This window comes from Streptomyces djakartensis (assembly GCF_014651075.1).
GTDB lineage: Bacteria > Actinomycetota > Actinomycetes > Streptomycetales > Streptomycetaceae > Streptomyces > Streptomyces djakartensis.
Genome location: NZ_BMWE01000004.1, coordinates 13,738 through 27,543 on the forward strand (window position 1 = coordinate 13,738; position 13,806 = coordinate 27,543).

At 70.9% G+C, this 13,806-nt stretch carries 9 protein-coding genes; 8 read left to right on the forward strand and 1 reads right to left on the reverse strand.

Going from position 1 to position 13,806, the window contains the following annotated elements; translation table 11 throughout:
- The first annotated feature begins 127 nt into the window (after positions 1–127).
- From IE212_RS07965 to IE212_RS07980, 4 genes are all read left to right on the forward strand, one after another.
- A complete protein-coding gene (locus IE212_RS07965) occupies positions 128–1,678 on the forward strand; it encodes an alkaline phosphatase D family protein (RefSeq protein ID WP_190197018.1) in 1,551 nt (516 codons plus the stop codon).
- A 574-nt stretch (positions 1,679–2,252) separates the two neighbouring features.
- Positions 2,253–3,749 carry a bifunctional cytidylyltransferase/SDR family oxidoreductase gene (locus IE212_RS07970; protein WP_190197019.1) on the forward strand — a complete coding sequence of 499 codons (1,497 nt, stop codon included), beginning with the start codon at positions 2,253–2,255 and terminating at the stop codon, positions 3,747–3,749.
- A gap of 204 nt (positions 3,750–3,953) precedes the next feature.
- Positions 3,954–6,056, forward strand: a complete 2,103-nt coding sequence (locus IE212_RS07975) for a hypothetical protein (protein WP_190197350.1) — start codon at positions 3,954–3,956, stop codon at positions 6,054–6,056.
- A gap of 211 nt (positions 6,057–6,267) precedes the next feature.
- A complete protein-coding gene (locus tag IE212_RS07980; protein WP_190197020.1) occupies positions 6,268–7,476 on the forward strand; it encodes a glycosyltransferase family 2 protein in 1,209 nt (402 codons plus the stop codon).
- A gap of 56 nt (positions 7,477–7,532) precedes the next feature.
- On the opposite strand, the gene IE212_RS07985 is transcribed toward IE212_RS07980, so the two are convergent.
- Positions 7,533–9,584 carry a hypothetical protein gene (locus IE212_RS07985; RefSeq protein WP_190197021.1) on the reverse strand — a complete coding sequence of 684 codons (2,052 nt, stop codon included), beginning with the start codon at positions 9,582–9,584 and terminating at the stop codon, positions 7,533–7,535.
- Between the two features lie 342 nt (positions 9,585–9,926).
- On the opposite strand from IE212_RS07985, the gene proB reads away from it, so the two are divergent.
- The 4 genes from proB to IE212_RS08005 all read left to right on the forward strand — a co-directional run bounded on the left by proB (position 9,927) and on the right by IE212_RS08005 (position 13,763).
- Positions 9,927–11,033 (forward strand): glutamate 5-kinase, encoded by a 1,107-nt coding sequence (proB, locus tag IE212_RS07990; protein WP_190197351.1) that lies wholly within the window; start codon positions 9,927–9,929, stop codon positions 11,031–11,033.
- 159 nt (positions 11,034–11,192) lie between these two features.
- Positions 11,193–11,651 carry a DUF8830 family protein gene (locus tag IE212_RS07995; RefSeq protein ID WP_190197352.1) on the forward strand — a complete coding sequence of 153 codons (459 nt, stop codon included), beginning with the start codon at positions 11,193–11,195 and terminating at the stop codon, positions 11,649–11,651.
- A 72-nt stretch (positions 11,652–11,723) separates the two neighbouring features.
- The gene (locus IE212_RS08000; RefSeq protein WP_190197022.1) at positions 11,724–13,010 is read left to right on the forward strand and encodes a glutamate-5-semialdehyde dehydrogenase; all 1,287 of its coding nucleotides are present in this window, start codon (positions 11,724–11,726) and stop codon (positions 13,008–13,010) included.
- Positions 13,011–13,190: 180 nt separating this feature from the next.
- Positions 13,191–13,763, forward strand: a complete 573-nt coding sequence (locus IE212_RS08005) for an SCO2584 family spore wall biosynthesis protein (RefSeq protein WP_190197023.1) — start codon at positions 13,191–13,193, stop codon at positions 13,761–13,763.
- The last annotated feature ends 43 nt before the right edge of the window (positions 13,764–13,806 follow it).

Below are 13,806 nucleotides of genomic sequence, written 5' to 3' on the forward strand. Positions count from 1 at the left end.
TGGCGGCGAGTCTTCTTTTGTCTGCTTAGTTGTCATGTACGTGAACCCCGGCGTTCAGCGGGCGGACCGCCCGCGAACGTGAAGCTTCCCAGAGTCCAAGTGGCCAGCGAGGTAAGGGAGTCACCCGATGACCGGAGCAGTTTCCCCCGACCGACGCCGCTTCCTGACCGCCGGCGCCGCCGTGGTCGGCGCCGCGGCCTCCGCCCAGCTGTGGCTTCCGGCCGCCGCGCGCGCGGCCGAGACGCCGCTGCCCGAGGACGTGTTCAGCCTCGGCGTCGCCTCCGGCGACCCGCTGCCGGACGGCGTCGTGCTGTGGACCCGGCTCGCCCCGGACCCGCTGAACGGCGGCGGGATGCCCGACCGGGTGGTTCCCGTGGAATGGCAGATCGCGGAGGACCACCGGTTCAGAAGGCTCGTCCGCGGCGGCACGGCCCAGGCCCGGCCCGAGTACGGGCACAGCGTTCACGTGGACGTACGCGGACTGCGTCCGGACCGCACCTACTGGTACCGCTTCCGCACCAGTGGCCAGCTCTCGCCCGTCGGCCGCACCCGCACCGCAGCTCACCCCTACAGCACCGGCGGCTCCCTGCGCATGGCCCTCGCCTCCTGCCAGAACTGGCAGCACGGCTACTTCACGCCATACGCCGACATGCTCGACCAGGACCCGGACGTCGTGGTGTTCGTCGGCGACTACATCTACGAGTCGACGCCCTCGGCGACGGCCCTGCGGCGGCACGAGGGCACCGGCGAGCCGATCAGCCTCGTGCAGTACCGCAACCGGTACGCCCAGTACCGCACCGACCCGGACCTCGCGGCGATGCACGCGCACGCGCCCTTCGTGGTGACCTTCGACGATCACGAGGTGGACAACGACTTCGCCGGCGAGATCCCGCAGGACCCGGACAAGCAGCCGCACGACGCGTTCGTGGCCCGGCTGACCGCCGCCTACCAGGCGTTCTACGAGCACATGCCGGTCCGTGCCACCGCAGTCCCGGACGGGCCGCACATCCGGATGTACCGCCGCCTGGAGTTCGGCCGCCTGGCGAGGCTCAACGTCCTGGACACCCGGCAGTACCGCAGCGACCAGGCCACCAGCCAGGCCGGGGCCCAGGACCCGTCGCTCACCATGCTGGGCGCGCAGCAGAAGCGGTGGCTGCTGAACTCGCTGCAGTACTCGCCGGCCCGCTGGAACCTGATCGCCTCCCAGATCATGATGGCCGAGACGGACCTCAAGGTCGGGGAGGGCAAGCTCTGGTTCTACGACGCCTGGGACGGCTACCAGGCCGAACGCAACCAGTTCATGGAGGAGTTCGAGCAGGTCCGCAACCCGGTCGTGCTCTCCGGCGACCGGCACCTGACGATGATCAGCGACCTCAAGGCGGACTACGCCGACCCGGACTCCGCGGTCGTCGGCGCCGAGTTCGTCGGCACCTCCATCTCCAGCAACGGCGACCAGGACCAGGAGGCCTTCCGCAGGGAGTGGGACCCGCGGCGCCCGGACAACCCGCACTGGAAGCTGCTCGACGCGCACCGCGGCTACCACCTCTTCGACGTCCGAGGGGACGGCATCGACGCACAGGTGCGCGTGGTCGACACCGTGCGGCAGCCCACGGCGACGCCGAGCACGCTGGCCAGGCTGAGGGTCGAGGCGGGCCGGCCGGGCGTCGAGGTCGTCTGACCTCTCGAGCGGCCGCCGCGAGAGCCCGGGACCCATCGGTTCCCGGGCTCTTTTCCGTTCTTCCAAGCGGTCCTGGACGCGGCGAATCGCGCCCTTACCCTTGCCGAGACCGAAAAGCTGCGGAATCGCAACGACCAATTCCGCGGCAATGAGCCGCCCGCGCGCGGTATTCGGGACTCGCCCGCGCCGACGGGGTCAGGCATATGGAGAACGCGTGCAGTCCGGCGCCCGGCGACGTGAAGATCGGCACACCGCGCCGCGCGGGCACCGCACGGAGCGCTCGCGGCTGTGGCCGGTACGGTCAAAGCGCGTACCGTGCAGCAGACATCGTCCAAGGAACTGGTGAAGGCCCTCGGTCACCGCTGCCTCAAGCGTCTCCGACGCCGCTGAGCCTCTGTGGAGTTACTCACAGCGCATTTCCCGGAGGCCCGCACAACCGTCTCACCAATCACCAGCGGTGGGAGGTGAATGACAGGTTGCGCGCACATATGCGGCAGAGGTCGCTCACCTTGCACAGCGGTATCCACAAGTGGGACCATTTCCAAGTTCCCTGTCGCCCCAAGGTAGGTCACCTGTGTCCCAGCACATAGCCAAGCCCCGTACCACCGCAGTGATCCTGGCCGGTGGCACCGGTCAGCGGGTGGGTCTGTCGATCCCCAAGCAGCTGCTGAAGATCGCCGGCAAGGCAGTCATCGAGCACACGCTGACCACCTTCGAGAACGCTGACTCGATCGACGACATCATCGTGCTGATGGCGCAGGGCTACGTGCCCGACGTCGAGAAGATCGTCGCCAAGGCCGGCTTCAAGAAGGTCTCGAAGATCATCGAGGGCGGCTCCACTCGGAACGAGACCACCGAGCGCGCCATCGCCGCGCTGGGTGAGGGCCTGGCCGAGGGCGAGGACGCCAACGTCCTCTTCCACGACGCCGTGCGCCCCCTGCTGTCGCAGCGCGTCATCGACGACTGCGTCGCCGCGCTGGACCGCTACCAGGCCGTCGACGTCGCCATCCCCTCCGCCGACACCATCATCGTCACGCGCACGCACGGCGAGGACGGCGAGTTCATCACCGAGATCCCGGACCGCTCCCGGCTGCGCCGCGGCCAGACCCCGCAGGCGTTCAAGCTGTCCACGATCAAGCGGGCCTACGAAGTCGCCGCAGGCGACCCCAACTTCCAGGCCACCGACGACTGCTCGGTCGTGCTCAAGTACCTGCCGGACGTGCCGATCCACGTCGTCGCGGGTGACGAGTACAACATGAAGGTCACCCAGCCCGTCGACGTCTTCATCGCCGACAAGCTCTTCCAGCTCGCCTCCACGGCCGCGCCCGAGCAGGTCTCCGAGGAGGCCTACCGCGAGCTGCTGACCGGCAAGACGGTGGTCGTCTTCGGCGGCTCCTACGGCATCGGCAAGGACATCGCCGAACTCGCCGAGTCCTACGGCGCCAAGGTCTACGCCCTCGGCCGCTCCACCACAGGCACCCACGTGGAGAACCCGGAGGAGGTCGACGACGCCCTGTCCAAGGCGTACGCCGAGACCGGCCGCATCGACTACGTGGTGAACACCGCGGGCGTGCTGCGCATAGGCAAGCTCGCCGAGACCGACAACGCCACCATCGAGGAGGCGCTGAAGGTCAACTACCTGGCCCCGGTGCAGATCGCCCGGTCGTCGTACAAGTACCTGTCCGAGACCAAGGGCCAGTTGCTGCTGTACACGTCCAGCAGCTACACGCGCGGTCGCGCCGAGTACAGCCTGTACTCCTCCACCAAGGCCGCCATGGTGAACCTCACCCAGGCGCTGTCCGACGAGTGGGCCGGCGACGGCGTCCGCGTCAACTGCATCAACCCCGAGCGCACCGCGACCCCCATGCGCACCAAGGCCTTCGGCCAGGAGCCGTCCGGCTCGCTGCTGTCCTCCGAGGCCGTGGCGCGCACCTCGCTCGACGTGCTGCTGTCCGAGCTGACCGGCCACGTCATCGACGTCCGCCAGCAGGACCCGACCGCCGGCGCGGCCCGTGCCTCCGGCTTCGAGCAGGCGCTGGCCTCGGTGCTGGACCGGCAGGACGGCGTGTAATAATTGGCGCCAAATAGACTTCGGTAATTCAGGCCTCTGCGCCCTCCTGTTAACGGGTTCGTCCGTCGGCGGGAGTGTTCGCAGGGGCCTGAATCCATACCACTCGCGAATATTCACAGACCAGCCGAATTTCCGAACAAGACCGGCACACCCCTCCCAAGAGCAGGTTTCTCCGTGATATCCACCGCTATTCGCGTCGCCCGGGTGGGCAGCAAGGCCGAGCTGGCCGCGGCGGTCCTCATGGTGGCGGGCTTCCCCGTCCTCATGCTGGCCGCGCTCGTCCCGAGCGTCCCCGCCTTCGCGGCAGCGGCCGCCGTGACGTACCTGGCGGACCACTATCTGCACCGCAAGGGCAGCTACCTGATCAACCGCCTCGGCAAGGTCCGGGCCGGCCTGTCGATCCGCTTCCTGATCCGGCAGCTGCTGCTCGTGCTGCTGCTGGCCCGGCTGTCCCTGGCGGACAACCTGATCTACTACGGGGCGATCGCCTGCTTCATCGCCTTCTACGGACTGCAGGCCCCGCACGGCGCGCTGGTCCAGCTGATCCGCAACCGCCGCCGCATGCCGGTCGCCACCCGCAACGTCGACCTGAAGTCCCGCATCCGCATCCCGGACGCCCCGCCGCGGAGGCTGCTGCACCGCTCCGCCGAGAAGATGCTGCACCTCGACCTCTTCGCGGTCGCCGGCGTCCTGCTCGCCGCCCAGGTCAAGTCGTCCCTCGTCGGCTTCGTCGGCATCGGCATCACGGTGCTCCTCAGCACCCTGTACGTGCTGGCGCTGGTGCCGTACGTGCGCGGCCGGAGGATCCCGCCGAACGCGGAGAGGGTCCTGGCGGCCGTCGACGACTGGCTGGGCGAGTACCAGCCGGAGACGGTGCTGTACTTCTCCGGTTCGAAGGACTCCGCGTACCAGGTCAACATGTGGCTGGACACCATGGAGAACCTGGACTCCAAGCCGCTGATCATCCTGCGTGAGCGGGCCATCCTCAACAACCTGGCGCCCACCACGGTCCCCGTCATCTGCGTGCCCGGAGGGGTGCACCTGATGAACATGGACCTGTCCACGGTGCGGGTCGCGCTCTACGCGGCGAACGTCGGCAAGAACATCCACATGCTGCGCGTGCCCACCATGAAGCACGTCTTCATCGGTCACGGCGACAGCGACAAGCTCGCCAGCGTCAACCCGTACAGCAAGGTCTACGACGAGGTGTGGACCGCCGGCCGCGCGGGCCGCGACCGGTACGCCATCGCGGACGTCGGTGTCCGTGACGAGGACATCGTCGAGGTCGGCCGCCCGCAGCTCGCCCCCATCCAGACCTGGCAGGGCGCGCCCGAGGGCCCCCGCGGCGGAGCCGCCGATGGACGCTGCCCCACGGTGCTCTACGCCCCCACCTGGGAGGGCTGGGACGGAAACCCGGGCAACACCTCGATCGTGCTGGCCGGCGAGAACATCGTGCAGAGGCTGGTCACGGCCGACCCGCCGGTCCGCGTCCTGTACAAGCCGCACCCGTTCACCGGCAACGTCAGCAAGGACGCCAAGGCCGCCCACCAGCGCATCACCGCCCTGGTCCGGAAGGCGGCCGCCGAGCGGGCCATGGACCCGCGCTTCGTCGCCGACACCGCCGCGCAGGCGGACGCCAAGGCCGAACTGGCCCGGATCGAGGCCCGGCTCGCCGAGCTGTCCGGCTCCGGCGGCGAGCGGCGTGACGAGGCCGAGGCCACCCGTGACGGACTGGTCGACGTCGCGAAGCACGAGGAGATCGCCCGGCTGCGGGCCCAGTGGAACGACGCCTACTGGCGTTCCTTCCCGTCCTGGGAGCACCGCGTCATCACCGGCGCGCAGCCGCGTCTGTACGACTGCTTCAACGTCTCCGACGCCATGGTCTCCGACATCTCCAGCGTGGTCTCGGACTTCATCGCGAGCGGCAAGCCCTACGCGGTCACCGACTCCGCAGCGGTGGGTGCCGAGGAGTTCAAGCGGAACAACACGGCGGTGCGCGCCGCGGTGATCCTGTCCAACAGCGCGGCCGAGCTGGGTGAACTGCTCGCCGCGGTGCGCGACCCGGCCGCCGATCCGCTGGCCGAGGACCGCAAGGAGCTCAAGCAGTACCTGCTGGGCCCGGACGAGCCGAGCTCCCTCACCCAGTTCAACGCCGCCGTCGCGAACCTCGCGCTCAAGGCCGAGACCCGCAACGTCGGCCAGGAGTCACGGGCCGCGGTGGCCGCTTCGGACACCGGGCTGGCGAACGCGGTGCCCGTGCAGCGGCTGTCCGCGACCGGTGACGCGGACGGTGTCGGTACGGGCTGAACCGAACCACCCCGTCGGAACTGAGGGCCCGGCCCCCGAGACACGTATGTCTCGGGGGCCGGGCCTTTTCGCGTTCCCCAATTCCTGTTGCTCGGCCATGTGATGTAACCCACTGAAACGGGTGATCGAGGCAACCGCTTGCCCGGGTCACCCGTCTTCCAGGTAGCGAATGAGGCGATACAGGGGGAATTCCCGTTGACTAGGGGGAGACGTGTCCGTGGCGCAGCCTGATGTAAGTGTGATCATCGGGGCGTACGAAGCGATGCCGTATCTGATCGAGTGCCTCTCGTCCGTGGAGGCGCAGACCATCGGTCCGGAGCGCATCGAGGTCATCGCGGTGGACGACGGATCGACGGACGGGACGGGCGAGTACCTGGAGGAGTTCGCCGAGCGCGCTCCCATGGACGTCCTGGTGATCCGGCAGGAGAACTCGGGCGGCCCGAGCGGCCCGCGCAACGTCGGCCTGGCCAAGGCCACCGGCCGTTACGTCTTCTTCCTCGACGCCGACGACCGGCTGGGCCCAGAGGCCCTGGAGCGGATGGTCGCCATGGCCGACCGCGCCGGCACGGACGTCGTCCTCGGCAAGGTCGAGGGCGTCAACCGCTCCGCGCCCAAGTCCATGTGGGGGAGGACGGTGGAGCGTACGGACGTCTTCTCCTCCAACATCAAGTTCACGCTCAGCGCGCAGAAGCTGTTCCGCCGGGAGCTCCTCGAGCGGCACGGCATGCGGTTCGACGAGTCGCTGTTCACCGGTGAGGACGCGCTGTTCACCATGGAGGCGTACCTGCGGGCGGACGGCGTCTCCGTGGTGGCCGACCACACCTGCTACTACCTGGTCGGGCGGGACGACGGCAAGCACGTGACCAAGAGCGGCAGTTACACCCTGCGCTTCGACTCGGCGCGGGCCCTGATGAACCTCATCGCCGAACTCGTCCCGGCCGGCGGGCGCCGCGACCAGCTGATGGTCCGGCCGTTCCTCGTCACGCTGCTGCCGCAGTTCGGGCCCAAGTACCTCACGGACAGCGAGGAGATACGCCGGCACAAGTTCGAACTGGCCAAGCCCCTGATGGACGCCCACTGGACGGAGGGCGTCGCCCAGCGCCTGAAGGTCCACGAGCGGTTGCGGCTGCACCTGGTGGCCGAGCAGCGTCCCGAACTCCTCCTGGAGGTCGTGAAGTTCGTCAAGGCCAAGAAGCAGGCGGCGGCCCTCCTGGAGAAGAAGGGCCGCCGTGTCTACCTGGCCTACCCGCACTTCCGCGACCGCGCCGCGGGCATTCCCGACTCGGTCTACCTCGCCGAGCCCCGCGAGGCCCGCGCCTTCCCGGGCTACCGCGAGGGCGGTGTCGACACGTTCGTCCGCCGGGCGGTGCGCAAGGCGCGGCGGGTGCTGACCTCCCGGGAGGTACGGACGGCGGCGTGAACGCCGGCGCGGGAGCCTGCTTTCGCACGCTCCCGCGCCGCTCTGCGCATCGCCGCTCAGTGCGGCGCGGTGGGCACCGCGGTCCCGGTGCGCTGGCCGGGCAGCTCCGCCGTCAGCCGCTCCGCCGTGAGCCGTTCCGCCGCCCGGGCCCTGTGCTCCCGGGCCTTCTCGCACAGGGCCCGCACGGCCTCGTTGAAGCGCTCCTGGGAGGGCGGATCGGCCGGGCCCAGCAGGCGCAGCTTCAACTCGGCGCGCACCGCTGCCAGGTCGTCCTTCTCCGGGTTCCTGACCATTTCCAGCAGGCCGGGAACCCCGGCCGCGTCCGGCGTGAGCACGGTCGCCGCCGCCACCGTCGGGAACGCCGCGCGGAAGACCTCCTCGGGCATCCCGCTGGTGTTGGCCACCGCGTACGGCTTCTCGCTCGCCAGGAAATCGCTGATCACGCTCGACACGTCGCTGATCAGCAGGTCGGCCACGTTGAAACAGGAGTACAGCGCCGGCCGGACGTCGTTGAGGACCTGGTGCTCTCCCTCCGGCAGCGAGGCCCAGTACGCCTCCTCCCAGGCGGCCGTCGCCCGCCGCACCGCCTCGGCCCGGCCCGGCTCCGGCGCCGACTGCAGCAGCATCCGCTCCACCGTGTCGGCCGCAGCCCGGAAGCCCGCCGTGGTGAGCCGGTCCAGCTCCCGCGTACACCGGGCGAGTTCCGCGCTGCCCGAGGGGCGCGCCCCCGCCCGCTCCCGGTTGGCCGCCCGGATCAGCTCCCGGATGCGCAGATCGGCCGCGCCCGCGCGCGGGTCCACCGAACCCGTCAGCGGATGCGGCTTGTACAGCAGCCGCACGCCCGGGTCCGCGAGCAGCGCCCGCACCAGGTTCTCACCGGCCGCGATCACCGACGTGTTGCCGGGGTTGCCGTCCCAGCCCTCCCAGGTCGGCGCGTACAGGACGGTCGTGTACGCCCCGGCCGGCCGGCCCCGGTAGGGCAGCACGCCGTCCAGCTGCGGGCGGCCGGTCTCCACCACGTCCTTGTCCTCGACGCCCACCTCGGCCAGGGCGTATCGCTCGCGCGCGGCGGGACCGGCCACCCACACCTCGTCGTACGCCTTCGCGTACGGATTGCACGAGGACAGCTTGTCGCTCTCGCCGTGGTTGACGAAGGTGTGCCTGATGGTGGGGATGCGCAGCACCTGGGAGGTCTTGCCGGAGTTCGACGGGTGGATGAGGACCTGGAGCGTGGAGTGCTCCAGTCGCATCAGCGTCGACACCTTCGGCAGGCACACGATCGGGATGTCCGTCGCCGCGATCTTCTGCACCATGAACCGCTCGCGCAGCACGATGACCGGCCGGCCGTCGGTCCGGGCGAGCGGCTCCAGCCACATGTTCGCCTGGTAGGCCGAGGAGACACCGCCGGAGAAGTACAGGCCGACGGTCGGCCGGTACGCGGCCAGCCACGCGTCGAACCAGTCGAGCACCTCCTGCTCGCCGGCCGGACGGCGCCCCGGCAGCAGCCGGAACAGCAGCGCGCCGAGCCCGGTCAGTGACAGGGCCAGGGAGAGCGCGATGCCGGCGGCCGCGTACACCGGCTCGTCGCCCGCCGCGGCGGCCAGCAGCCCGGCCGTCGCCGGCAGACCGAACACCAGAAGCCGATGGCCGGGGCGGCGCAGCAGCGTGGACGGGGCCGGGGAGAGCCGCAGCGCCGAGGCGTCGATGTTCCGGGTCACCACCGGCAGGGTGCGGGTACGGCGCACCAGCACGGATACCGCCTGGATCGCGCAGTGCAGCGCGTAGAACGCGAGCAGCCCGGCGAACAGCGGGGCGTACGCCGTCTCCCGGTCCTGCCCGCCGAGCCGCAGCAGCCCCACGACCAGCAGCAGGTCCCGCAGGACGTGCCGCACCGTGATGTCCGCGTGCGACTTGGCGAACAGCGCCAGCACTCCGCGCTGCCACCGGTGCAGGACACCCTCGGTGGCCAGGCAGACGGCGGTCGCGGCGAGCAGCAGCGGTACGTGGGGGAGCAGCGCCGCGACCGCCTGAGCGGCGAACGCGGCGGCGAGGACGGTGATGACCAGCCCCTTCAGCAGGGCCGGTGGGCGGGGGAGAGGTACGGGCACTGCTGTCACTCCAGGAGCGTCGGGTCGGCGCAGGTCGGCCGTCCGGGTTAACGCGCGGCGACGTCAGGACGACACGCGCGTGTCGGGGGCCCGAGCGGGCGGCTGCCGTCCCGCCGTGTCGTGGGACCGTAGCGGAATATCGCCTTCCTGTCGTGGGGTGGGACGTGACGCGGGGCGCCGCCGTCACGTGACCCCGCCCGCACCGTCCCTAGCGTGATGCCACCCGCACCGTCCGTAGCGTGGACCGGCTCCGCGCCGCACCCGCGCGTCCCGTAGATTTCCTGGTGAGGGACCGGGACGAAGTGAGGGACGGGCGGCGACGTGGCAGGGGCAAGGCAGGGCGTGGGCGAGGCCCGCAGGATCGTCGTCAAGGTCGGGTCCTCGTCGTTGACCACCGCGTCGGGCGGCCTGGACGCGGACCGCGTGGACGCGCTGGTCGACGTGCTGGCCAAGGTCCGCAGCGGGGGCGAGCGGGAGATCGTCCTGGTCTCCTCGGGCGCCATCGCCGCCGGCCTCGCCCCGCTGGGCCTGCGCCGCCGCCCCAGGGACCTGGCCCGGCAGCAGGCCGCCGCCAGCGTCGGCCAGGGCCTGCTGGTCGCCCGCTACACCGCCTCCTTCGCCCGCTACGGCGTCCGCGTCGGCCAGGTGCTGCTGACCTCCGACGACATGAGCCGTCGCGCCCACCACCGCAACGCCTCCCGCACCCTCGACAAGCTGCTCGCGATGGGCGCCTTCCCGATCGTCAACGAGAACGACACCGTCGCCACGGACGAGATCCGCTTCGGCGACAACGACCGTCTCGCCGCCCTCGTCGCCCACCTCGTCCACGCCGACCTGCTGGTCCTGCTCTCCGACGTGGACGGCGTCTACGACGGCGACCCCGGCAGGCCCGGCACCTCCCGCATCGCCGAGGTCCGGGACCCCTCCGACCTCGCGGACGTCGAGATCGGCAGCGCGGGCAGGGCCGGCGTCGGCACCGGCGGCATGGTCACCAAGGTCGAGGCGGCCCGGATCGCGGCCGCCGCCGGTGTCCCCGTCGTCCTCACCAGCGCCGTTCACGCGGCCGACGCCCTGACCGGCCAGGACACCGGCACCTACTTCCACCCCACCGGCAAGCGCTCCGCCGACCGGCTGCTGTGGCTCCAGCACGCCTCCACCCCGCAGGGCGCGCTCACCCTGGACGACGGCGCCGTGCAGGCGGTCGTGGAGCGCCGCAAGTCGCTGCTGCCGGCCGGTATCGCCGCCGTGGAGGGCGAGTTCAGCGCCGGCGACCCGGTCGAGCTGCGGGACGGCACGGGACACGCGGTGGCCCGTGGGCTCGTCAACTTCGACGCCAAGGAGATCCCCCGGCTGATCGGCCGCTCGACCCGGGAACTGGCCCGCGATCTGGGACCCGCGTACGAACGCGAGGTCGTACACAGGGACGACCTGGTGGTTCTGCACTCGTAATAGGCCGAAACATCCGCCCCCGGTGGTGGACGTTCCGCAAAACCACCACGCGATCTCCTGCGGCCTGCTCAACTTTGTCCCGGGGGCGTATCCCCCTGGGTTCCCTCGGGGACATGTCCGCAGCAGCGCCATTGTGCAAAGGAGGCCGTCGTGAGGCGAGTGCGCCAAGGGGCCGCCGCGTCCCGTGGTGGTGCCGGCTCCCGCGCGGCCGGCGAGGAGCGCGCCCTGGCGAGCGTGGCGGCCGGAGACCGGCTCCGGGGCGAGGAGCCCGCGGACACCCCACGCCTGTGGCACGTCACCCTCAGCGTGTCCGGCAAGCAGGCCCCGCTCGAGGAGGTCCGGCGCGCCCTGGAACAACTCGCCCACGACCATCCCTTCCTGCTGACCAGCCGCTACGCCGTCGACCACGCGGAGATCCGCTACTGGGAGGAGGCCCGCGACCTGCACGACGCGGCCGCCGTCGCCCTGCGCCTGTGGGGCGAGCACCGGCAGACCGCCGGGCTGCCGCCCTGGGAGATCGTCGGCCTGGAGGTCATCGACCGCGCCACCTACCACCAGCGCATCGCCGAGGGCTACGGCCCGCCGCCGGCGTCCCCGGTCGGCGTCCATCCGTTCTGACCCTGTCCAGGGCGTGTCTCGGGGTGTGGAACGAGCGATGAACGGACCCGCCGGGCGGACTACCCTTCCCTCATGACCACGCTCTCCCCGTACGACTCCATGACCCCGGTCACGCAGGCCGCCTACCGGTCCAAGGCCGCCGCCGCGAGCCTCGCGCCGCTGCCGCGGGCCGACAAGGACGACGCGCTGCTCGCCATCGCCGACGCCCTGGAGGTCCGTACGAGCGAGATCGTCGAGGCCAACGCCGAGGACGTCGCCAAGGCCCGCGAGGCCGGCATCAGCGAGGGCATGATCGACCGGCTCACGCTCACCCCGGAGCGGGTCCGCGCCATCGCCTCCGACGTGCGCGACGTGGCCGCCCTGCCCGACCCGGTCGGTGAGGTCGTGCGCGGCTCCACCCTGCCCAACGGCATCGACCTGCGCCAGGTCCGGGTGCCGCTCGGCGTCGTCGGGATCATCTACGAGGGCCGGCCGAACGTCACCGTCGACGCCGCCGCCCTCTGCCTGAAGTCCGGCAACGCCGTCCTCCTGCGCGGTTCCTCCTCGGCCTACCGGTCGAACACCGCCCTGGTGCGCGTCCTGCGCGACGCCGTGGGCGGGGCCGGGCTGCCGGCCGACGCCATCCAGCTCGTACCCGGTGAGAGCCGCGACAGCGTGCGCGAGCTGATGCGCGCCCGCGGTCTGGTCGACGTGCTCATCCCGCGCGGCGGCGCCTCCTTGATCAACACGGTCGTCCAGGAGTCCGTCGTCCCGGTCATCGAGACCGGCACCGGCAACTGCCACGTCTACGTCGACGCCCAGGCCGACCTCGACATGGCCGTCGAGATCCTGATCAACTCCAAGGCCCAGCGGGTCGGCGTCTGCAACGCCGCCGAGACCCTCCTGGTCCACCAGGACATCGCCGCCGAGTTCCTGCCGCGCGCCCTGGACGCCCTCGCCGAGGCCGGGGTCACCGTGCACGCCGACGAGCGGGTGCAGGCCTTCGCCAAGGACTCCAAGGCCACCGTCGTCGAGGCGACGGCCGAGGACTGGGAGACCGAGTACCTGTCGTACGACATCGCCGCGGCCGTGGTGGACTCGCTGGACAAGGCCGTCGAGCACATCCGGCTGTGGACCTCCGGCCACACCGAGGCCATCGTCACGACCTCCCAGCAGGCCGCCCGCCGCTTCACCCAGCTGGTCGACTCGACCACGGTCGCGGTCAACGCCTCCACCCGCTTCACCGACGGCGGCCAGTTCGGCTTCGGCGCCGAGATCGGCATCTCCACGCAGAAGCTGCACGCCCGCGGCCCGATGGGCCTTCCGGAGCTGACCAGCACGAAGTACATCGTGACCGGGGACGGGCACGTGCGGCGCTGAGCCACGTATGGCCTAAGGGGCCATGCGGGACGGCGCATAACCCTGCGGGCGCGGGTGCGGGCGACACGGCGTGCGCCCGCCGGGCGCGCGCCGTGGAAGTGCCCGTGAACCCCGTCTCAGCCGGCGGATGAATTTCCATACCGTCTGCCCAAAGAGACCCCCCAGGTCTACTCTGGAACCGTGCCGGAGGACGTGGGGGGCACGCCGTTTCCGGACGGCCGGGAGCCCGACGACGACCACGACCGCGGGGTGTCGGACGAAGAGTTCGCCTCCGTGGTCTTCGACGAGGCCTTCGTACGCGCGGCCGTGGTGCACGAGCCGACCGCGGTGGAGCGCCTCCTGGCCGCGGCGCAGGCCAGAGCCGAGGCCTCCGAGGCGGAGGCGCGCCGCACCCACCCCTCGGGTGAGCGTTACGACGACGGGTGGGGCCCCGACCGGCACCACGATCCAGGCCGTGATCCCGGCCTTGACGAGCTGGACGACCTCGACGTCCTCGAGGATCACTACGGCACGGGCCCGTACGCCAAACAGGTCCGCTGGCACCGCCCCGTCGCCTGGGTGCTCGCCGTCGTGATGGGCGTCGGCATGGTCGCGCTGGCCTTCACGGCGGTCTACCGGGGGGCGAACTCCAGCCGGGAGGAACCCGCTCCGCCACCCGCCTCGACCGGTCTGGACCAGGGCAGCGCGGTGACACCCTCCGCTTCCGCCGACCACTCCCAGCCTGCCATCTCGGTGATCCCGCGCAACCCCTGACCGGAACCCGCCCATGGTGGTGAGAACCTGTCAGAACTTGTGG

What these genes read in the sequence shown, in the direction of transcription:
- IE212_RS07965 (WP_190197018.1), top strand. Translation starts at nt 128, where the DNA reads ATGACCGGAGCAGTTTCCCCCGACCGACGCCGCTTCCTGACCGCCGGC.
- IE212_RS08000 (WP_190197022.1), top strand. Translation starts at nt 11,724, where the DNA reads ATGACCACGCTCTCCCCGTACGACTCCATGACCCCGGTCACGCAGGCC.